The organism is Pseudarthrobacter sp. MEB009 (genome assembly GCF_030208875.1).
Taxonomy (GTDB): domain Bacteria; phylum Actinomycetota; class Actinomycetes; order Actinomycetales; family Micrococcaceae; genus Arthrobacter.
The window spans coordinates 206,905-227,126 of record NZ_JARVTC010000004.1 but is presented as its reverse complement, the minus strand read 5'-3'; the positions used below and the strand labels follow the sequence as shown (position 1 = coordinate 227,126).

Sequence of the window (20,222 nt, the reverse complement as noted above, 5' to 3'; positions counted from 1 at the left end):
CCTAGGTCAGCAGTGCGGCGATGTCGGCGTCGTTGAGCCGTCGGAAGGCCCGCCGCGCGCCGCGTGTTGCCTCCGAATGCCGGTCCAGGACTGCAACTTCCAGGGCGCCGGCAGGCAGCGGCGCTGCGGCACCCGCTGGTTCAGCGGCCCCAGCCGCCGGCCGGACCAGCCCGCCCATGGCGAGGCGGACCGCCTCGGCCAGGGTCAGCGAGGTCCGCCAGCCGTCCTCGATGGCGGCGGAGACTTTATCCGCCTGGCCGCCCATGACCACAAAACGGTGCTCGTCGGCGATGGACCCGTCGAACGTCAGCCGGTACAGGTGGTCGCCTTCCTGGCTGGCTCCGACTTCCGCCACCGCAAGTTCAACCTCGAAGGGTTTCTGTTCGGTGGTGAAGACGGCGCCGAGGCTTTGCGCATAAACGCTGGCCAGGCCCCTGGCGGTGACGTCCTCGCGGTCGTAGGAGTATCCCCGGACGTCTGCGTAGCGGACACCCGCCTGGCGGAGGCTTTCGAATTCGTTGTATTTCCCTACGGCGGCGAACGCGATTTTGTCGTAGATCTCGCCGATTTTGTGCAGTGACGGGGAGGGGTTTTCCGCGACGAGAGCTATCCCTTCGCCACAGCTGATGACCACCACGGACCTGCCACGGGCGATGCCCTTCCGCGCGAAGTCGGCGCGGTCCTTCATGAGTTGTTCGGGTGAGACGTAGAACTGCTGTGTCATCTCAGGCCTCCCGTCCGGCGATGGTGCGTGCCTCGATGACAGCCCTCGCGGCCGCCCCGAGCTCTTCGTCGGGAACCCGTCGGGTACCGGTGCTGTCAACGGTGTAGACCACAGGCCACAACTGGCGGACGGTGTCAGGCCCGCCCGTGGCTGAGTCGTCGTCGGCGGCGTCGTAGAGGGCCTCGACCGCTACGGCCAAGGCTTCGGCGGCGGTGAGATTGGGCCGCCACAGCTTTTTCAGGGCGCCACGGGCAAAGACGGACCCGGAACCCACGGTGTGGTGTTCGTGTTCCTCGTACCGGCCGCCGGTGACATCGTAGGAGAACAGCCGGCCCGCGTTGGCGCCGGTATCGAATCCGGCGAAGAGCGGCACTACCGCCAGGCCCTGCATGGCCAGCGGCAGGTTGCCGCGGATCATGGCGCCGAGCCGGTTGGCTTTGCCCTCAAGGCTGAGGAGTGTTCCCTCGATTTTTTCGTAGTGCTCCAACTCGACCTGGAACAGCCGGGTCAGGTCAATGGCAATGCCCGCGGTGCCGGCGATCCCGAGGACCGAGAACCGGTCAGCGGGGAACACCTTTTCAATGTGCCGGCTGGCAATGACGTTGCCCATGGTGGCCCTGCGGTCCCCCGCCATCAACACGCCGCCCGCGTAGCCCATGGCCACGATGGTGGTGGCGTGCGGGACCTGGAGCGGCGCTGTCACGGCGGCCCCGGTCGGGAGGGCCCGCGTGAACGGCAGGAGTTCGGGCCGTTCACGCTGGAGGTGTTCGGTAAAGGACGAGGTGGCGTAGGCGGCTACCTTGTTGGCGGTTGATTCCTGCACTCATGCACTCCTTGAACGTGGTCCTTCGACGTCGCTTCAGATTCCGGCCGTCCGGGGCTTCCGCCACCTGGGTGCTGCGGTTACTGGCCGCCCTTTTGGACAAACGCGCGGACGAATTCCTCGGCGTTGGATTCCAGGACGCCGTCGATCTCGTCGAGGAGGTCATCCACACCTTCGGTGGAGGCTGACGCCTGCGCTTCGGGCGGTGCCGGCGGCGCCTCGGGGATGTCTTCGTCGACTTGGCTGTCCCGCGACTGCGGCTGCTGCTGCTCCTGGCCTGCCATGATGTTTCCTTCCAATATTCAGTCTTTGGATCCGGCGGATCCTCCGATATGCCCATCCTGCCACGGGCCGCACCTCCCGGCGTGGTTTACGCCGCAGGCGGAGCGGTGGTGTGTCCTAGCAGTTCAGCGAGGAATGGACCCGCTTCCCGGTGGCGGGCAAACAGCCCGCCGGTGAGCGCCATGGTGCCCCGCAGCGGTTCCCGGGTGGGGACACGCTGCAGCCGGCCGTAGCCGGGGACATCAAAGATCACGGAGTCCCAGCTGGCCCCCACCACGTCCTTGCCGAACGTGCTGACGCACCGGCCGCGGAAGAACGCACGTGTATCCGGTGGTGGCTCCGTCATTGCCGCCGCGATGGCAGCATCCGGAGTGATCCGCTGCATCCGGTCCCGTGCCAGCAGGCGGTGGTACAGGCCCTTCTCCGGCCGGATGTCTGCCCACTGCAGGTCCACCAGGCCAAGCCTGGCATCGTTCCAGTCCAGCCCGTCACGCTGCCGGTATCCGTCCAGGAGGGAGAGTTTGCCCAGCCATTCGACCGATGAGGCGGCAGCTGCCCGGTCGGTGTCCAGTTGCGTCAGGACGGTGGCCCAGCGTTCCAGCACGCCGTGGGTGTGTCCGTCGCCGTCCACCGGATCGGCGACGCCGGTATCCTGGGCCAGTTTGGCGGCGGCTTCGTGATACATCCACTGCAGGTCAAGAGCGCTGACGCGCCGGCCGTCAATGAGCCGCAGCTTGCCGGTGAGGCCGGTGTCGTGGCTGACCGCCTGCAGGGCGGCCACGGGTTCGTAGACCTCCACTTTGGGCGCGAGGCCCGCTTCGATCAGGCTCAGGACCATCGCCGTGGTGCCGAACTTCAGGTAGTTGGCCACCTGGGAAAGGTTGGCGTCCCCGATGATGACGTGCAGGCGCCGGTATTTGTCGGCGGTGGCGTGCGGTTCGTCGCGGGTGTTGATGATGGGCCTGCGGATGGTGGTTTCCAGTCCCACTTCCGCTTCGAAGAAGTCGGCCCGCTGGCTGATCTGGTAGCCGGCGGCCGAGTTGTCCTGTCCCAGTCCCACCCGGCCTGCGCCGCAGATGATCTGGCGCGTGACAAAAAAGGGCGTCAGTCCGCGGACAATGTCACCGAAGGGCACGGACCGGGGCATCAAATAGTTTTCGTGGGAACCGTAGGAAACGGATTTGTTGTCCGTGTTGTTTTTGTAGAGGTTCACGGGGGGCAGTTCGGGATCCGCTGCGAGGCGCCGCACGGTGGCCAGCGCCACGAGGTCCCCGGCCGCATCCCAGGTCACGGCGTCCAGCGGGTTGGTTACTTCGGGGCTGGAGTACTCGGGGTGCGCGTGGTCAACGTAGAGCCGGGCGCCGTTCCCCAGGACCATATTCATCAGCAGGGTGCCTGATTCGTCCTGGCCGTCCAGTTCGAGTTCCTCCCGGCCGTACGCCAGGGCCACGGCCTCGGCGTCCAGCACGGGAGGCTGGTCCGTCAGCTGGCTCGGGTGTGCCGCGCCGCGGTCAACGGTCCAGCCGCGGGCGTCGTGCAGCGGTTCCTCGTCCGTGTAGTCCCAGCGGGTTTCGGCCCCGCCTGCCGCACGCTGCCGGGTCACCTGTGCATAGGCCTGGACCACCCTGGCGCTCATCATGGTGGCATTGGCTGACGGTGCGGTGGGCGCGTGGATGCCGTATTCGGTTTCCGAGCCCATGACCCGCATGGCCCCGCCGGCCGGGAGCGCTCCCCCGCCGACGGGTTCCGGTGCAGCCGTCACAGATATTGTCCTGTGCTGGGCATCGTTTCGATGGACTTGCCGGGCTCCTGGCCGGCTTTGCCCTGGACGATGGTGCGGATGTAGGTAATCCGCTCGCCCTTCTTGCCGGAGATCCGGGCCCAGTCATCCGGGTTGGTGGTGTTGGGCATGTCCTCGTGCTCACGGAACTCATCAACGACGGCCCGCAGGAGGTGCTCGATGCGGAGCCCCTTCTGCTGGATGGTCAGGAGGTCCTTGATGGCGTACTTCTTGGCGCGGTCCACCACGTTCTGCACCACGGCGCCCGAGTTGAAGTCCTTGAAGTACAGCATCTCGGTATCGCCGTTGGCGTACGTGACTTCCAGGAACTCGTTGGACTTGTCGGTGGAGTACATCGCTTCCACGGTGCGTTGCACCATGGCGTCCACGGTGGCCTGGACGTCACCGCCGTACTCCGCCAGGTCAGACACGTGGAACGGCAGGTCCGGGGTGATGTATTTGTTGAAGATGTCCGCGGCGGCCTCGGCGTCAGGGCGCTGGATCTTGACCTTGACGTCGAGCCGGCCCGGCCGAAGGATGGCGGGGTCGATCATGTCCTCGCGGTTGGACGCGCCGATCACAATCACGTTGTCCAGCCGCTCTACGCCGTCGATCTCGCTGAGGAGCTGCGGAACGATGGTGGTCTCGACGTCGGAGGAAATGCCGGTGCCGCGGGTGCGGAACAGCGAATCCATTTCGTCGAAGAAAACAACAACGGGGCTGCCATCCGATGCCTTCTCGCGCGCCCGGGCAAAGATCAGCCGGATGTGGCGTTCCGTTTCGCCCACATACTTGTCCAGCAGCTCGGGGCCTTTGATGTTCAGGAAGTAGCTCTTCAAGTCAACGTTGCCGGACCGTTCGGCGGCGCGGGCGGCCAGCGAGTTGGCCACGGCTTTGGCGATGAGGGTCTTGCCGCAGCCTGGCGGGCCGTAGAGCAGGATGCCCTTGGGCGCCTTCAGGCCGTGCTCGCGGTAGAGGTCCGGGTGCAGGAACGGAAGTTCCACCGCGTCCCGGATCTGCTCGATTTGGGGTCCCAGGCCGCCGATGTCCTCGTACGTGATGTCCGGGACCTCTTCGAGGACCAGGTTTTCCACTTCGGAGCGCGGCACCTTTTCCAGGGCATACCCGGTGCGGGAGTCGATGGACAAGGCGTCGCCCACCCGGAGCTTCTGGGCCAGCAAGGCACCGGAAAGGCGCACCACACGTTCTTCGTCGGCGCGTCCCACCACCAAGGCCCGGTCGGTGCCCAGCATCTCCTTGAGGGTGGCCAGCTCCCCGGCACGCTCGTAGCCGAGCCCGGCAACCACCAGGAGGGCCTCGTTGAGCAGGACCTCCTGGCCCACTGCCAGCTGGTTCATGTTGACCAGCGGGCTGACGCCCACCCGCATCTTCCGGCCGGCGTTGAAGATGTCCACCGACTCCTCGGTGGCCGCCTGCCCGCTGTTGCCCTGGGAGGGTTGCTTTTTGGGATTGAGCTGAAGGATGGTGCCGAAGCTGTACGGCGGCTGCCCTTCCTGGTCCAACGCGTTTTTCAGCCGGATGATCTCGGCTTTCGCGGCTTCCAGCATGGCCACCAGCTTGGTGTTGTTCTGCGATGCCGCAGCCAACTGCCTGTCGATGTGCCTGAGCTTGTCCCGGAGGATGTTGACCTGGCGGTCTGCAACCGAGAGGTCGTTGGCGGCAGACTGCTCTGCCGGTGTACGTCCGGAGTCCTGGTTCGGCGTCTCCATGATGTATCAGCCCCTTCCTGCGCTTCCCTTACGACACTAGTCCCAAGATGGCAGGTAGGGGTGGAGGCTCCCGAAATGTGGACTAGTTCGTGACCTCCGGAGCGTCCTTGACCTGGGTGCCGGCGATGGCATCGCGGGCGGCGCGGCGGAGCTTCTTATCCGAAACCAGCCGTTCGCCCACAGCGCCGGGGGTCCAGGCGTTGACGTCTTCAGCGTTGAATTCGGTTTTGGACGGTCGCCGTTTGACGGAGATGCCCGTGACGCCGTCCGCAAGGCGGCGCGTGACCAGCAGGAAGCCGGTGTGCGCCACCATCCGGTGGTCAGGGCGGACTGCCAGGCCCTCGAGGTGCCAGCCACGGACCATGGATTCCCAGGCGTCCGGTGCGGTGAAGCGGCCGTCGGCACGGATGGCCTCCGCGGTCCTGGACAGCTGCGTGACGGTGGCCACGTAATTGATCCATACTCCGCCGGGGGCCAGGACCGTGGCGACCGCGTCCAGGCATTCCCAGGGAGCGAGCATGTCCAGGACCACGCGGTCCACGGAACCCGGAGCCTCGCTGCGGACCACTTCCTCCTGGAAGTCACCCAGCGAAATCTGCCAGGCCGGGTGCGGCCCGCCGAAGATGGTTTCGACGTTGCCGCGGGCAATGTCCGCGAATTCCTCACGCCGCTCGAAGGAATGCAGGTAGCCATTGTCACCTACTGCACGGAGCAGCGAAATGGACAGCGCCCCGGAGCCCACGCCGGCTTCCACCACGCGGGCGCCCGGAAAGATATCGGCCATGGTGACAATCTGGCCTGCGTCCTTGGGGTAGACCACAGCGGCACCGCGGGGCATGGACAGCACAAAGTCGGACAGCAGCGGTCGGAGCGTCTGGTACTGCTGGCCCACGTTGTTCACCACCACGGAGCCGTCCGCCTGGCCGATGATCTCATCGTGGTTGAGGAAGCCGCGGTGGGTGTGGAACGCGCCACCCGTTTCCAGGGTGACGGTGTTCATGCGGCCACGTTCGTCCGTCAGCTGGACGCGTTCGCCTTCGCGGAAAGGGCCCCGGCGGCGGGCCGCACCGGCCGGCTGCGAGCCGCCGCCGGCAGCGCCGGGCTGGGCTGCTGCTGTGGCTTCGTTGACGGCAGATTCGCTGCTCATGGAATTCCTCACTCCTTGTAAACCTTTGGCGCCGCTGCGGGGACGTCCCTCACCGGGACCTGCCGTGGCGGTGCACCGACCGGCAGGTAACTCTACCGGGTCCTGCCCGGCGCGCCCCTATTGGGCCGGGGCGCCTTGCCGGTGATGGCGGTTACCACGCTGTCCTGGGCCAGGAGGCCCGTCACCTTGCCGTTGTGGTCCACAACGGCATAGTGCCTGCCTTTCACCTGGGACAGGAAGCCGATCAGCTCCTGGCCCCGGGACCACTCCGGGACGTAGGCGCCGGCGGCCAAGGCAAAGGATACGGCGGTGATTGGGGTGGCCGCCGCTGCTGCGTCCGGCACGGAGTGCAGCGCTGCGGGTTGCACCACGCCTTCCGGTCGGCCGTCTGCGCCGCAGACCACCACGCTGACCGTTCCGCCGGCGCTGCTGGCCAGGGCGTCCTTAACAGACGCGGTGGCGGGAAGCCCGGTGGCCGGCGTCGACAATCCGGCGGCGGTGACTCCCGGGAGCCGGGTGCGGAATTGTCCCTGCTGGATGGATGCCGACGCGCCCATCCAGAGGAAGCTGCCCACCAGGACGGTGATCATGACCAGGCTGAGATCCGGGTTGTCCCCGGCCAGGAAGGGGCGGATGAGGAACCAGTAGGCAATGGCCACCACAATGATCCGGCCGCCCCAGCCGGCGGCAATGGTGCCTTTCGCCTGGCTGCCGGTGGCCTTCCAGACAGCGGATTCCACCATGCGGCCGCCGTCCAGGGGCAGGCCGGGCAGGACGTTGAACACGCCGATGAGGAAGTTGGCCCACATAAAGATGTTGGTCAGGATCTCCGCGACGCTCCCCATGGAGGTGTTGGCCAGGACCAGCCAGGCGCCCCCGGCCAGGACAAAGTTGGCGGCAGGCCCGGCCAGGGCCACCAGGACGGAGCGGCCGGGAGACGCGGTGAAGCTTTCGAACTGGGTATGTCCGCCCCAGAGGTTCAGGACGATTTTTTCCGTGGGCCAGCCGTAGATCTTTGCGGTCAGGGCGTGCGCCAGCTCGTGGACCAGGACCGAGATGAGGAGCAGGACTGCGTAGGCGAAGGCTACAACGTAGGCGCTGGTTCCAAGCGCCGGGTTGCTGCGGGCAAGGACAGGGCCGTAAACGATCACGGTGAAAGCCGCGATGATGAACCACGAATAGGCAAGGACCACGGGAACGCCGAAGATCCGGCCCAGCGGAATGCCTTCGCGGCGGACCGGGGTGCTGGTTTCAGTCATGGGCGTGCCCTGTTGCGGGCACCGGCGCTGCCGGCTCCTGGCCGGTCAGCAGCAAAGCTTCCAGATCTGCCGGTGACCGGCCGGCCAAAGTGTCCCAGCGGGTGTAGCGGTCATCCAGGGGCAACGGCACGATGTGCGGGATGGCGACGGTGGCCACACCGGAGGCAACGGCTGCCGCCACGCCCGGAGCCGAGTCCTCCAGGGCAACGCAGTCACCGATATTCAGGTTCGGGTCGGTTTCCTGGAGGAGTTCGACGGCGGTCAGGTACGCCTCGGGGTGCGGCTTCCCCTGGGTCACGGAGTCGCCGGTGACAATGACCTCAAAGTAGGGCCGTGGCAGGCTGGCAACAACTTCCCGGGCCAGCGGGCCTTCGGACATGGTGACCAGGGCGCATCGGATGCCGGCGCCGTGGAGCTCCTCAAGGAGTTCTTTCGCGCCGGGCCGCCAGGGCACCTCCTGCCGGACGCTGCGGACCACTTCACCGGTCAGCACGTCGATGATCTCCCGGATTTCAAGGGCCACACCGGCTTGTTGCAGCAGACTGGCGGAGTAGTCCAGCGACTGGCCCACCAGTTGCACCGCCTGCTGGTGCGACCACGTCCCGCCGTGGGCTTCCACCAGTGCGTGCTCGGCAGCCATCCAATAGGGCTCCGTGTCCACGATGGTCCCGTCCATGTCCCAGAGGACGGCTTTGAGTGGGGAATGTGTGGAGGGGGATCGCATGCTGCACAGTCTACGGCGACTCGCTGGAAGGTTGCTGGTGGGTACGCCCACGGCGAATACTCCTGTTGTGCCTGCTGACCGCGCGGGGGCGGGACACTTTTGCGGCGGTTCATGCACTGCGGGAGGGCGGTTCTTGGACGTAGGGTGAAGAAATGAATAGCTTCGAGGAAGACACCACCGAACCGGGTGCCGTACCGGGGCAGGAGCGGTTCCTGCAGCCTGTGGCTGAGGGACGGCGCGTAACAGTGATGCTTGCAGCTTTCGAAGGCTGGAACGATGCGGGGGAAGCGGCCAGCGACTCCCTGCGCTACCTGAATAAGCTCTGGGGCGGCAAAAAGGCGGCGTCGATAGATGCCGACGAATATTACGACTTCCAGTTCACCCGGCCCACCGTCCGCCGGAATGCGGCGGGTGAACGCAAGATCAAGTGGCCGTCCACCCGGATCTACAAAGCCAGCGCCCCCAGCTCCAATGTGGACGTGATTTTTGTCCAGGGCACGGAGCCGTCCTATAAGTGGCGGGCCTATACCGCCGAACTGCTGGTCCACGCCGAAGCGCTGCACGTCGATTACGTGGTGTTGGTGGGGGCATTGCTCGCGGATGTTCCGCACAGCCGGCCCATCCCCGTCAGCACCTCGTCCGACGACGGTCCGCTCCGGGAGCGGATGAACCTGGAGGCCTCCCAGTACGAGGGTCCGGTGGGCATTGTCGGCGTCCTGTCCGAGGTGGCGCTCCTGGCCGGCCTTCCCACCATCTCGCTGTGGGCTGCGGTGCCGCACTATGTGGCCCAGGCGCCATCTCCCAAGGCACAGCTTGCCCTGCTGCACCGGATCGAGGAGCTGCTCCAGGTCCCGCTGGACATCCACGAGCTGGCTGAGGAATCCGATGCCTGGGAGCGGGGCGTGGATGAGCTCGCCACCGAGGACCCCGAGATCGCCGCCTATGTCCGGCAACTGGAAGAAGCCAAGGACACCGCCGACCTGCCGGAGGCCACCGGGGAGTCCATCGCCCGGGAATTCGAGCGTTACCTCAAGCGGCGCGGCCAGGACCGGCCCTGATTGCAGAGCGGCGCCGGTCCTGGGGACCGGCGCCGCATCAGGATTGCTGACCCGGGCTAGAGCACAACACCCAGCAGGGCGTCCACGGCGTCGCTGACCAGCGCCTGGTCGGTCAAACTTGCCGGACCGCCGTCGGACATTGCCTGCTGCGACCACTGGGACACCGCAGCCACGGCGGCGGGGGCGTTGAGGTCCGCGGCGAGAGCGTCGCGCATCCGGGCGACCAACGGCGCCGCAGAGCCTTCCGGCGCATGCCCGAGCGCCTGGCGCCACAGGCTGATCTCCGCTTTGGCTGCGGCGAAGCCTTCGTCAGTCCAGGACCAGTCCGAGCGGTAGTGGTGGGCCAGGATAGCCAGCCGGATCGCTGCGGGGTCCTCCCCCGCTGCACGCAGCCGGGACACCAGCACCAGGTTTCCCTTGGACTTGCTCATCTTCTCGCCGTCCAGGCCCACCATGCCGGCATGTGCATAGTGCCGGGCCAGCGGAACACCGGCCAGGGAGTATGCATGTCCGGCCCCCATCTCGTGGTGCGGGAAGACCAGGTCCGAGCCGCCGCCCTGCACCGTGAACGGGGCCGGCAGATACTGCTGTGCGATGACGGTGCACTCGATGTGCCAGCCGGGCCTGCCGGCGCCAAGGCTTGCGCCGGGCCAGTGGGGTTCGCCCTCGCGGGCCACCCGCCACAGCAGCGGGTCGAGTGCCTGCCGCTTCCCGGCCCGGCCGGGGTCGCCGCCACGCTCGGCAAAGAGCTCCAGCATTTCACTTTCGGCGAGCCCGGAGATGGCGCCCAACGTCCATGCATCGGGTGCCACCGACTGCTTTCCCGCGGCCTCAACGTCGTAATAAACGTCGCCGTCGGGTTCACCGTTGCTGCCCTGGACGGTGTAGGCCAGGCCAAGTGCCACCAGCTTTTCCACGGCGGGAACAATCAGGGCGATGGATTCCACGGCGCCCACGTAACGGTCCGGGGCCAGGACGTTCAAGGCTTCCATGTCCGTCTGGAAGAGTTCGATCTGGCTGGCGGCCAGGTCCCGCCAGTCAACGCCGGTGGCGGTGGCCCGCTCCAGCAGTGGATCATCCACGTCGGTGACGTTCTGGACGTACGCAACCCGGTGGCCGGCGTCGCGCCACACGCGGTTCAGCAGGTCGAAGGCGACGTAGCTGGCGGCGTGGCCCATGTGGGTGGCGTCGTACGGGGTAATGCCGCAGACGTACATCGAGGGCGACGGGCCGGCATCCAGCGCAGTTTCGCGGCCTGCTGCGGTGTCGAACAACCGGATGGCAGGCATGCTTCCGGGCAGGGTTGGAACGGGGCGGGAGGTCCAGGATTTCACAGGGCAAGCCTAGTGCTACGCGGCGATGACACCGAAACCGAGCAGGATGTACAGGGCGAGGCCCAGGAGGATCCGGTACCAGACAAAGAGCCGGTAGCTGCGGGTGGAAACGAATTTCAGGAACCAGCCGATGATCACATAGCCCACCACAAAGGCGATGACGGTTGCCAGCGCGGTTTCGGGCAGGCCGTACGGGCCGGTCAGCCCGTCCTTGGACACCACCTTGTACAACTGGTACAGCCCGCTGCCGAACACGGCCGGGATGGCCAGGAGGAAGGAGTAGCGGGCCGCCGCTTCCCGGTTGTAGCCCATCAGGAGCCCCGCGGTGATGGTTCCGCCGGACCGTGACACGCCTGGAATCAGGGCCATGGCCTGGGCGAGGCCAAAGAAGATGCCGTGCTTGTAGGTCAGCTGGGTGAGGTCCCGCTCCTGCTTGCCCACGGCGTCGGCCACGGCAAGGATCAGGCCGAAGACGATCAGCATGGTGGCCACGATCCACATGCTGCGGAGCACGGACTCGATCTGGTCCTGGAACAGCAGGCCCAGCACGATGATGGGCAGGCTGCCCAGGATCACCAGCCAGCCCATGCGGGCGTCGGGATCCTGCCGGGAGACTTTGCCGCTCAGGGATCCGGCCCAGGCTTTGACGATCCGGACAATGTCCCGCCAGAAATACACCAGCACGGCCGTCTCGGTACCCAGTTGGGTGATGGCGGTGAACGCCGCCCCCGGATCAGCGGCGCCGGGCAGGAACTGCCCCACAATCCGCAGATGCGCGCTTGACGAGATGGGTAGAAATTCGGTCAGTCCCTGCACTAGGCCCAGCAGGGCCACCTCAAACCAGTTCACGGTAAGACCCTACGTCATGGGCAGCTGTACTCCAGCCCGTAAGCTTGCAGCTATGCAGCAGCGTTACGTCGGCAACAGTGGTTTGCGAGTCTCCGCCCTTTCGCTGGGCACCATGTCCTGGGGCGCCGGAACAGACGAGCAGGACGCCGCGGCGCTGCTCCGCACCTTCCTCGACGCCGGCGGCCGGCTGGTGGACACCGCAGCGTCCTATGCCGACGGCCAGTCCGAAGCCATCATCGGGTCCCTGCTGAATGATGTGGTGGCCAGGACGGAAATTTCGATTTCCACCAAGGCAGGAATGACGACGCCGGCCGGCCGGCTCGCCGTCGACGCGTCCCGCAACGCCATGCTCACCGGCCTCGACGCCAGCCTGGCGCGGCTGGGCACCGACTATGTGGACGTCTGGTTTGCCCAGGCCTGGGACGGAAACGTTCCGCTGGAGGAAACCCTGTCCGCCTTGGAATTCGCTGTCCGCTCCGGCCGGGCACGCTACGCGGGAGTGTCCAACTTCAGCGGCTGGCAGGCCGCCAAAGCCGCTGCGATCGCCGGTTTCCCGTTGGTGGCGGCGCAGGCGGAGTACTCCCTGCTGCAGCGCAAACCCGAAACCGAACTGGTCCCCGCCATTGAGGACGCAGGCCTTGGCCTGATGGCGTGGGCCCCGCTGGGCCGGGGCGTCCTCACCGGTAAGTACCGCGGCAGCATCCCCTCCGGTTCACGCGCCGCGTCGGCGGCCGATGCCTCCTATGTGGAGGCGTACCTCGACGAGCCGGCGTCGCGGACCGTGGAAGCTGCCTGCATGGCAGCCAAGGGCCTGGGCCGTTCCGCCCTGGACGTGTCCCTCAGCTGGCTGCTCCGCCAGCCCGGCGTGGCCACGGCTGTGGTGGGGCCGCGCACACCGGTACAGCTCAAGGAGATCCTGGACGCGCAGCTGACGCCGCTGCCACCGGAAATCTCCAGCGCCCTGGATGACGTGTCCTTCAAGGCGGCTTAGTCCTCGAGAATTTCGAGGTCCTCGTCCGCGTCACTTTCCTCGTCCTCGTCCTCGTCATCAAAGATCTGGAGCGGGGTCACTTCGTTGTACGCTTCGTAAAGAGCGTCCTCATAGACTTCGAAAGCATCTGCTACCGCAAAAAATGCTGCTTCCACTGAGGGGTCACCATCTCCACGGCGGTTGGATGCTGCTATAAGGTGTTCTTCCAAAGCGGTGGTCAGGGACGAAAGCGCGACACGCGGATCGATGCTCATGACAACACGCTAGCCGGAAAAGGACGAAAATGGAGAGCAATGAAGGAACAATTTCTCACCAGCTCGGTCCAGCGGGAACGGGACTATCTTCGCCAGTACGAGTACCTCGTCCTGACGGTCAGCCCTGAGGATTCACTGCCTGAGGCGAGGCGCAGGCTTGTTGAACATTCCGAGTACGGCAAATGGGAGCTTGAGCGCAGCCGGCTGTACGTGGGTGGCGGCAGGCGGTTCTGGCTCCGCCGCCGGGTGATGCAGGTCCAGCGGACCGTTTAGGTCCCGGTTCAGTCCGCCAACGGCCCCAACCAGGCGTTGGCCACGGTGTTGTGCGCGCTCTCGTCATCCGAGGGGTGGAACATTCCCGCCAGCACGTCGCGGTAGAGGCGTTCCAGCTCCGAGCCCCGGAAGTAGCTGGACCCGCCGCTGACCCGGATGGCCAGGTCCACTACGCGGCGCGCAGTTTCGGTGGCGTTGACCTTCAGGCCCACCAGCTTGGGGAACCATTGCCCGCCATGGTCAACCAGCCGGTCCACGTCAGCAGCCACTGACTGCAGCTGCGGGTACAGGTTGTCCATCGCCATGGCCGCCTCCGCAACCTTCCACCGGATGTCCGGGTCCTGGGCGTAGCTCCTGCCGCCGTTCTTCAGCGAGGTGCGCCGCTTGGCGGTTTCAACACCCACAGTGAGCGCACGTTCCCCCAGCCCGGTATATACGGCCGCCAGCAGCGTTTCGAAGCACGCAAAGATGGCGAAAACCAGCGGGTCCGGATTGGGCCCCACGGGGAGCTTGCGGAAGATCCGGTCCGCCGTCACCACGGCACCGGCCAGGACGGTGGTGCCCGACTGGCTGGCGCGCATGCCCAGGGTGTCCCAGTCGTCCTTGATGAGGTAGCCCGGAGTGTCCCTGGTCATGAACCCGTGCACCAGTTCACCCTCGCCGTCCCGGCCGGCAGCGTCCTTGCCGAAGATCCCCAGCCGCGTCCAGGCCGGCGACAGGCTGGTGAAGATTTTGGTCCCCGTAAACGAGTAGCCACCATCGGGCAGCGGTTCGGCGACCGTGCGCGAGTCGAACAGGACGGAATCGTTCCCGGCCTCCGAGTTACCGAAGGCAAAGACCTCCCCCTGCGCCGCCTCCGCCAGGATGAAGTCCAGGGAGTGGTCGCCCCGGGCGCCGAGGACGCGGGCGACGCCGGTCCACACCAGGTGCATGTTGACCGCCAGGGCCGTGGCCGGGGCCGCCGTGGACAGCCGCCGCTGGCACTGCGCCGCGGCTTCGAGGCCAAGGCCCAGGCCGCCGTCGTCCGTGGGGACAAACAGTTTCAGGTAACCGGCGGCTGCCAGCTCCGCCAGGTCTTCGTGGAAGAAGGCGTTGTCCCGGTCATAGCCGGCCGCCCTGCCCCTGATACGTTCCAGCAGGGGGTCCGGCAGGACATCCTCGGGGGTCACGACGGCACCTGTCAGTAGTTGGTGAGCAGCGTGTCCAGGACCCTGGCCCCGAACTTCAGCGAATCGGCGGGCACACGCTCGTCCACGCCGTGGAACATGCCCGTGAAGTCAAGGTCGTCCGGGAGCATCAGGGGCGCGAAACCGTAGCCGGTGATACCAAGCCGGCTCAGGGATTTGTTGTCCGTGCCGCCCGAAAGGGTATAGGGCAGGACCTTGGCGCCGGGGTCCTCGGAATGGAGCGCATCGATCATGGAGTCAACCAGGTTGCCGGCGAAGGGCACCTCGAGGGAGACGTCCTGGTGGACGTAGCTGACGTCGACGCCGGCCCCGGCGAGGTCGCGGACAATCTCCAGGACGCGGTCCTGCTGGCCGGGCAGCGTGCGGCAGTCGATCAGGGCTTCGGCGGATTCGGGGATGACGTTGTGCTTGTAGCCGCCCTTGAGGAGGGTGGGGTTGGTGGTGTTCTGCAGCGTTGCGCCCACAAAGCGGGCCACGGTGCCCAACTGGTCCAGCAGCAGGTCCGGGTTGTCCGCATCAAATTCGACGCCGGTCAGTTCCGTGACGCCATCCAAGAACTGGCGCGTGGTGGGCGTCAATTCGATGGGCCACTTGTAGTCGCCGATGCGGGTGACGGCGGCGGCGAGCCTGGTGACCGCATTGTCGGTGTTGATCTGCGAGCCGTGGCCGGCCCGGCCGTGCGCCACGAGGCGCAGCCAGGAGATGCCTTTTTCGGCGGTCTGCAGGAGATAGGTGCGCTGCCCGCCGATGGTGGCCGAGAAGCCGCCCACCTCGGAGATCGCTTCGGTGGCGCCTTCGAAGAGTTCGGGGCGTTTATCCACCGCGTAGCGGGCGCCGTACTCGCCACCGGCTTCCTCGTCGGCGAAAAACGCAAAGATGATGTCGCGCTTGGGCTTTTTGCCGGACCGGGCGAAGCCGCGCAGTACGGACAGGATCATGGCGTCCATGTCCTTCATGTCCACCGCGCCGCGGCCCCAGATCAGTCCATCCTTGAGCTCGGCGCCAAACGGGTCCACTGACCACTGGTCGCGCAGGGCGGGGACCACGTCCAGGTGGCCGTGGACCACCAGGGCACTGGCGGCCGGGTCTTCGCCGGCCATCCTGGTGACAACGTTGGCCCGGCCGGGTGCGGACTCGAAGATCTCAGCGGAGAGGCCCACCTCTTCAATCAGGCCTGCCGCGTATTCGGCGGCCGCACGCTCCCCCGGACCCGATCCATCGCCGTAGTTCGAAGTGTCGATCCGGATGAGGTCCTGGCAGATCCGGACAACTTCATCCTCAGGCAGGACGTCAGGCATGGAAAACTCCTCGGGTTTGGTGGCTGGTGGGGTGTTCCCAACTGCTGCCCTCAGCCTACCCACACGCCCCCCACAGGCGCCGATTCCATGTTTCGGGAAAGTTCATGTTAGAGTTTTTCTCGCTGCTTCCGAGAGATGCGAAACGCCGAAAGGCGGGAAACGTCGTCGGGAAACACCCTGCGCGGGTGGCGGAATGGCAGACGCGCTAGCTTGAGGTGCTAGTCCTCGAAAGGGGGTGGGGGTTCAAGTCCCCCTCCGCGCACAAACGAAAAACCCCGGAAAATCAATGATTTTCCGGGGTTTTTCTGCGTTCCCGGTGTTATGCCATCCGGTGACTCCGCGGCGCCCGGGGATCCGTTACCGCTAAGCAAAGCAGGGAGCCCACCGTGAGCGGTGGACTCCCTGCCTATGTTGCGGTGGTTAGTTGCCTGTGGGCTGGTCGTAGACCTGCCCGGCCGGGTTGGCCGGCATGAGTGTCAGGATGAAGACTGCCAGCGCGCCCAGGAACGGAACGAGGTTGAGCAGGATGAGCCAGCCGCTGAAGTTCCCGTCGTGGAGCCTGCGGACAGTCAACGCCAGGGACGGGACAAAAATGGCCAGGCCCCACAGCAGGATCAGGGCACCGACAACAAAGAACCCCGGACCGGCCATGGGGCTGCCATTGACATCAGTGGTGGAACTGGTGGCAGCGGCGATCCCTGCCACGATATAGAGGACGGTGATGACGATGACGTTGGCCAGCGTGAACCACCAGTACTCGCTGCGGCTGGCACGGCCGGAAAACGTGGCGTACTTCTTGAAGAAGCGGCGCACGGCCACCGGCAATGAGGCACCGTAGTGCGGTGCCCACAGAGGCACCTCGCCCGTAGGAGCGAAAGCAGCCTGCTGTTGGTCTGGATATTGTGGATAGCTCATGGGAACCCCCCGGTTGTTCGAGTGATGCGACGTGCTAATAGTAGGGCCTGGCCAGCCTAAATCTGTTCGTTGGAGTAACTTTTGTTCCGGCTGCAGGGTCAGCCGCGGGATTCACGGCAGGCCCAGGGTCCTGACGGCCGCCAGCACGTCGGCCACTGTTACTCCGAGCAGTGCCGGATCCGGTTCCTGTGCGAACGTGTCCCCCCGGCGCAGCGCGGCCCGGGTGAGGACCACGTGCGGTCCCGGTGGCGGACCCCAGATCTCCGGCGGAGCAGGTCCGAAGAGGACAACTGATGGCGTTCCGTAGGCTGAGGCGAGGTGGGCTGCGCCGGTGTCGGCGGAGACCACCAACCGGGCAGCGGACACAGTGGCCGCGAACTGCGCAAGCGGCAGTTTTCCAGCGAGTACTGATTCCGCTGGCAGACCTGCCAGGGTGCAGACCCGACGTGCCCGGTCCCGTTCGGAACTGCTGCCAGTGAACACCACCGCGTGCCCTGCCCGGTCCAGGGCCGTTGCCACTGCCGCAAACCGCTCCGCCGGCCACAGCCGGCTTCCGTACGCGGCACCGACATGGAGGACCGTGGCGCCAGGCGCGCTGCTGGGAACCCTGGGTGTCTGCAGTTGGACATCAAGGGGGTCGGCGGCGACGCCATGCCAGGCCAGCAGCCTGACCCAACGGTCCCGCTCATGCAGGGCCGGATTCCAGGCCGGGCCGTCATGGTGCCGGCCGCGGTGGCCCATGGTGGTCCGTGCCTGCAGGGCATCGATGCGGCTCTGGCTTTCCGGGCCGCTGCCGTGAAGGTTGACTGCCACGTCCACCACGCCGGGCGCCAGTGCCAGGGGTTCATCCAATCCGTGGGTGGGCAGGAGTTCGTAGCCGCCCACCAGGTCCAGCGCTTCAGTGAGCCACCCCTGGGCCGCATACCGCAGGCGGTGGCCCGGGAAGGCACGGCGGAGCCCTTTCAAGGCAGGGACGGCCACCAGTAAGTCGCCGAGTTTTAAGGCCCGGAGCACCAGCAGCTCCGGCTTGGCCTCCGGGACGCCGGCTGCTCCCGGGTTTTCCGTTCCGACGATCATCCTTGCCGTCCGGGGCGTGGCGTGGACACCAGGCTGCGCACGTCTTCGTACACTCTCTTGACAGGCACTCCCGCCACCACAGAATCATCGTGGCCGCACCGGGGCGCTGTCCAGCCCACTTGGGTCACGTCGATTCCGCACGCTGGACAGACGGTGGTCCAGCCCAGCTGGATGCGGTGCAGGCTGCGGCCCAGGGGCCCGGCGTTGATCATGTTGCCTACCCAGAAGATGCCCACTGTGGGGGTGCCCAGTGCCTGGGCAAGGTGCCTTGGTCCGCTGTCGTTTCCCACCACCACATCCGCCGCCGCCAGGACGTCCACCAGTCCGGCCAGGTCCAGTTCGCCCACCAGGGAGACTACTGGCGCGGGCGCGGCAAGGGCGAGGATCCGTTGGGCCAGTGGGCGGTCGCTTTCATCCCCCACCAGCACCACGGCGCAGCCATCGGCGGCACATGCCGCTGCAAGTTCCGCGAAGTGCGCCACCGGCCAGCGGCGGCGGGGATCTGTGGCTCCCGGGTGGACGACCACCAAAGGCCGGCTGCCGGCGTCGTCCGGAAGGACTGCAGCGGCACCGGCCGAAGGCGCGGCAGCAAGCCGGGCCTCGAGGTCCACCGGAGCTGCCCCCGCCAGTCCTGCCACTTCCAGCGCCCGCAGGGGTTCGTGCTGGTAATACAGATAGGGAACGGTGCGCTCAAGGCTCGCGGCATCGGCCGTCCTGGTCCCCACGGTGTGCCGTGCATCCAATCGCAGCAAAAAAGGATTGGAATAGCGGCCGCCGCCATGCAGTTGGACTGCGAGGTCGAATTGGCGGCGCTGCATATCCGCAAAAAAGGCGTCCACGGCAGCAGGGTCCTTTGTCCCGGGACGGACCCCCTCAGCGAAGGGCAGGATCTGCACCTCATCCACCGCGGACTGCACTGCAGCCAGCAGGCTCCGGTGGACGGGCGTGCCCAGCAAGGTAATGACCGCGCCCGGATATGCGCTCCTGAGGGCAGTGATTGCCGGCAGTGCAAAAATCAGGTCGCCCAGGCCACCGCCGCGAAGCACCGCGATCCGGCGTACGCCGCTGAACCTTTGCAGGACCGGACCGACGGCGGTATCCATCTGTTCGGCGCCGCCGAATTCAGCTGTGAGGTGATCCACCGATCTCCCCTTCCGGTGTGGCGGGTGCCGCCATTGCCGTGGGCAAGCCGCCGTCAGTGCTGCCACAATAGGGCCAAACCGGGCTCTCCGCCAGTCCGTTCCGGCACCGGGGCGGGCGCCGCGCCGGTCACCACCTCTTGGGGAATACCGGGTTGATGCTGTACGTTTCATACGCGACAGGCGAACCAAAGAAAAGAGAAGCACCCAAAGTGGCAACCGATTACGATGAACTGCGTTCCGACGTCAAGGAATCGCAGGACAACTCACTCGAGCAGCTCCAGTCTGCCAATGCTCCCGACGCGCGCAGCGTTGTCCTGGAGCTGGATGAGGCTGACGGGCTGGACGGCGCCGGAGTTCCCGGAGGCGAATTTGTCGCCGAAGAACTTGTGGTGCAGGTCATTCCGCAGGCTGACGACGAGTTTACCTGCTACTCCTGCTTCCTGGTCCGTCACCGGTCCCAGATCGCGAAGCAGAAGGACGGCCACAGCTACTGCACGGAGTGCGAAGGCTAATCCGTCCACCCCGTTCGGGGCGGCGGGATGACCCGCGGCCCCGTTGCCTTGAGGGCACGCCCCGATTCCGGCGTGCCTTTTGGCTTTTAACCCGGACCCTACACGGAAACAACGGTACCCATGGACTTCGCCGGCAACGCCGGGCAGTGGCTTGCTGCCCTTTTCAGCCGGGCAGAGCTGCCTGCCATCACCGCGGTGGAGCTCCTGGTGGCGCTGCTGGCGGCCATTACCCTTTCCATTCCGCAGGCCTCGTGGCGATATTTCGGCCTGCTGACCACTGCCACGCATGAGCTGGGCCACGCGTTCGCGGCGGTGCTGAGCGGCCAGCGGCTCTCGGGAATCACGCTGCGGCTGGACCACTCCGGGACCACCACCAGCTACAGCAGGAGCCGGGCGGCCGCCGCCTGGTCGTGTTTCTGGGGTTATCCTGTACCCGCCCTGGCGGGAGCGGCCTTCGTCTGGTGCGGCTTCAGCGGGTGGGGGCCGGCGGCCCTGGCCACGGGAACCATCATACTGGCCGTCTCGCTGGTGTTCCTGCGCAACCCGGCAGGCTTCCTCATCACCTTCAGCGCGATCGGCGCTTCGGCTGGCCTGCTGCTGCTGGTCCCCCACGCGTTTGCGGGGCACGTTGCAGTCGTCCTGGGACTGGCCCTCCTGGTGGGGGCGGTCCGGGACATCTTCAAACTCGTCCACCTGCACCTCAAGCGGCGGAACCGGCTGTCGAGCTCGGACGCCTATATCCTCTACCGCGCCACGAGGGTGCCGTCGGGGCTGTGGATCGCCGCGTTTGCCGTGGTGGTTGCAGCCGCCTGGCTGCTGGCCTGGCAGCCGATCGCGCGGATTCCGTTGCCGGGCGCATAGGC

The 20,222-nt window shown here is 66.3% G+C and carries 21 protein-coding genes and 1 tRNA gene; 6 read left to right on the top strand and 16 right to left on the bottom strand.

All coding sequences use genetic code 11. The features are described 5' to 3' along the window. Position 1 precedes the first annotated feature (1 nt). From prcA to QRN07_RS02965, 8 genes are all read right to left on the bottom strand, one after another. Positions 2 to 724, bottom strand: coding sequence for a proteasome subunit alpha (gene prcA / locus QRN07_RS03000; protein ID WP_050687317.1), 723 nt, complete (start codon positions 722 to 724; stop codon positions 2 to 4). A 1-nt stretch (position 725) separates the two neighbouring features. Then, positions 726 to 1,547, bottom strand: a complete 822-nt coding sequence (gene prcB, locus QRN07_RS02995) for a proteasome subunit beta (RefSeq protein WP_056600323.1) — start codon at positions 1,545 to 1,547, stop codon at positions 726 to 728. An 80-nt stretch (positions 1,548 to 1,627) separates the two neighbouring features. Then, positions 1,628 to 1,831, bottom strand: coding sequence for a ubiquitin-like protein Pup (locus tag QRN07_RS02990; protein WP_015937113.1), 204 nt, complete (start codon positions 1,829 to 1,831; stop codon positions 1,628 to 1,630). A gap of 86 nt (positions 1,832 to 1,917) precedes the next feature. Next, a complete protein-coding gene (gene dop / locus QRN07_RS02985) occupies positions 1,918 to 3,537 on the bottom strand; it encodes a depupylase/deamidase Dop (RefSeq protein ID WP_157371012.1) in 1,620 nt (539 codons plus the stop codon). A gap of 50 nt (positions 3,538 to 3,587) precedes the next feature. After that, the gene (gene arc / locus QRN07_RS02980) at positions 3,588 to 5,339 is read right to left on the bottom strand and encodes a proteasome ATPase (RefSeq protein WP_056600329.1); all 1,752 of its coding nucleotides are present in this window, start codon (positions 5,337 to 5,339) and stop codon (positions 3,588 to 3,590) included. An 82-nt stretch (positions 5,340 to 5,421) separates the two neighbouring features. Beyond that, positions 5,422 to 6,486, bottom strand: a complete 1,065-nt coding sequence (locus tag QRN07_RS02975; RefSeq protein ID WP_056600332.1) for a tRNA (adenine-N1)-methyltransferase — start codon at positions 6,484 to 6,486, stop codon at positions 5,422 to 5,424. A 92-nt stretch (positions 6,487 to 6,578) separates the two neighbouring features. Beyond that, a complete protein-coding gene (locus tag QRN07_RS02970) occupies positions 6,579 to 7,745 on the bottom strand; it encodes a site-2 protease family protein (RefSeq protein ID WP_056600335.1) in 1,167 nt (388 codons plus the stop codon). Then, positions 7,738 to 8,469, bottom strand: a complete 732-nt coding sequence (locus QRN07_RS02965; RefSeq protein WP_056600338.1) for an HAD family hydrolase — start codon at positions 8,467 to 8,469, stop codon at positions 7,738 to 7,740. The genes QRN07_RS02970 and QRN07_RS02965 overlap by 8 nt, the downstream gene beginning before the upstream one ends. Positions 8,470 to 8,621: 152 nt before the next feature. Here QRN07_RS02965 and QRN07_RS02960 point away from each other — a divergent pair, with 152 nt between their 5' ends. Beyond that, positions 8,622 to 9,527: a PAC2 family protein gene (locus tag QRN07_RS02960; protein ID WP_056600341.1), complete on the top strand. Its 906-nt coding sequence runs from the start codon at positions 8,622 to 8,624 to the stop codon at positions 9,525 to 9,527. Between the two features lie 56 nt (positions 9,528 to 9,583). Here the strand turns inward: QRN07_RS02960 and mshC are convergent, their stop codons facing one another. Both mshC and QRN07_RS02950 read right to left on the bottom strand, forming a co-directional pair. Next, entirely contained in the window at positions 9,584 to 10,861 is a 1,278-nt protein-coding gene (gene mshC, locus QRN07_RS02955; RefSeq protein ID WP_285240291.1) for a cysteine--1-D-myo-inosityl 2-amino-2-deoxy-alpha-D-glucopyranoside ligase, read from the bottom strand. Between the two features lie 15 nt (positions 10,862 to 10,876). Continuing rightward, complete coding sequence (locus QRN07_RS02950; protein ID WP_050687328.1) at positions 10,877 to 11,710, bottom strand: undecaprenyl-diphosphate phosphatase; 834 nt, start codon at positions 11,708 to 11,710, stop codon at positions 10,877 to 10,879. Between the two features lie 52 nt (positions 11,711 to 11,762). Between QRN07_RS02950 and QRN07_RS02945 the strand changes: the two genes are divergently transcribed. Beyond that, positions 11,763 to 12,701: an aldo/keto reductase gene (locus QRN07_RS02945; RefSeq protein WP_050687329.1), complete on the top strand. Its 939-nt coding sequence runs from the start codon at positions 11,763 to 11,765 to the stop codon at positions 12,699 to 12,701. Here QRN07_RS02945 and QRN07_RS02940 read toward each other — a convergent pair. Beyond that, complete coding sequence (locus QRN07_RS02940; RefSeq protein WP_050687332.1) at positions 12,698 to 12,955, bottom strand: hypothetical protein; 258 nt, start codon at positions 12,953 to 12,955, stop codon at positions 12,698 to 12,700. The two genes, QRN07_RS02945 and QRN07_RS02940, sit on opposite strands and share 4 nt — an antisense overlap. A 39-nt stretch (positions 12,956 to 12,994) precedes the next feature. Here QRN07_RS02940 and QRN07_RS02935 point away from each other — a divergent pair, with 39 nt between their 5' ends. Continuing rightward, positions 12,995 to 13,228: a DUF5703 family protein gene (locus QRN07_RS02935; protein ID WP_056600347.1), complete on the top strand. Its 234-nt coding sequence runs from the start codon at positions 12,995 to 12,997 to the stop codon at positions 13,226 to 13,228. An 8-nt stretch (positions 13,229 to 13,236) separates the two neighbouring features. On the opposite strand, the gene QRN07_RS02930 is transcribed toward QRN07_RS02935, so the two are convergent. Continuing rightward, on the bottom strand, positions 13,237 to 14,397 hold the full coding sequence (locus QRN07_RS02930; RefSeq protein WP_056600349.1) for an acyl-CoA dehydrogenase family protein: 1,161 nt from the start codon (positions 14,395 to 14,397) through the stop codon (positions 13,237 to 13,239). 11 nt (positions 14,398 to 14,408) lie between these two features. Further along, positions 14,409 to 15,713 (bottom strand): M20/M25/M40 family metallo-hydrolase, encoded by a 1,305-nt coding sequence (locus tag QRN07_RS02925; protein ID WP_050687339.1) that lies wholly within the window; start codon positions 15,711 to 15,713, stop codon positions 14,409 to 14,411. Positions 15,714 to 15,892: 179 nt separating this feature from the next. Here QRN07_RS02925 and QRN07_RS02920 point away from each other — a divergent pair. Continuing rightward, positions 15,893 to 15,975: transfer RNA gene (locus QRN07_RS02920), tRNA-Leu, on the top strand. A gap of 158 nt (positions 15,976 to 16,133) precedes the next feature. On the opposite strand, the gene QRN07_RS02915 is transcribed toward QRN07_RS02920, so the two are convergent. From QRN07_RS02915 to QRN07_RS02905, 3 genes are all read right to left on the bottom strand, one after another. Beyond that, complete coding sequence (locus QRN07_RS02915; RefSeq protein ID WP_056600352.1) at positions 16,134 to 16,628, bottom strand: DUF805 domain-containing protein; 495 nt, start codon at positions 16,626 to 16,628, stop codon at positions 16,134 to 16,136. A gap of 111 nt (positions 16,629 to 16,739) precedes the next feature. After that, positions 16,740 to 17,705 carry a glycosyltransferase family 9 protein gene (locus QRN07_RS02910; RefSeq protein WP_285240290.1) on the bottom strand — a complete coding sequence of 322 codons (966 nt, stop codon included), beginning with the start codon at positions 17,703 to 17,705 and terminating at the stop codon, positions 16,740 to 16,742. Beyond that, on the bottom strand, positions 17,702 to 18,847 hold the full coding sequence (locus QRN07_RS02905) for a glycosyltransferase family 9 protein (protein WP_285240289.1): 1,146 nt from the start codon (positions 18,845 to 18,847) through the stop codon (positions 17,702 to 17,704). The genes QRN07_RS02910 and QRN07_RS02905 overlap by 4 nt, the downstream gene beginning before the upstream one ends. A 209-nt stretch (positions 18,848 to 19,056) precedes the next feature. Here QRN07_RS02905 and QRN07_RS02900 point away from each other — a divergent pair, with 209 nt between their 5' ends. Together QRN07_RS02900 and QRN07_RS02895 are read left to right on the top strand one after the other, a co-directional pair. Further along, positions 19,057 to 19,359, top strand: coding sequence for a DUF4193 domain-containing protein (locus QRN07_RS02900; RefSeq protein WP_050687344.1), 303 nt, complete (start codon positions 19,057 to 19,059; stop codon positions 19,357 to 19,359). A 120-nt stretch (positions 19,360 to 19,479) separates the two neighbouring features. Beyond that, the gene (locus tag QRN07_RS02895) at positions 19,480 to 20,220 is read left to right on the top strand and encodes a M50 family metallopeptidase (RefSeq protein WP_050687346.1); all 741 of its coding nucleotides are present in this window, start codon (positions 19,480 to 19,482) and stop codon (positions 20,218 to 20,220) included. Positions 20,221 to 20,222: the final 2 nt, after the last annotated feature.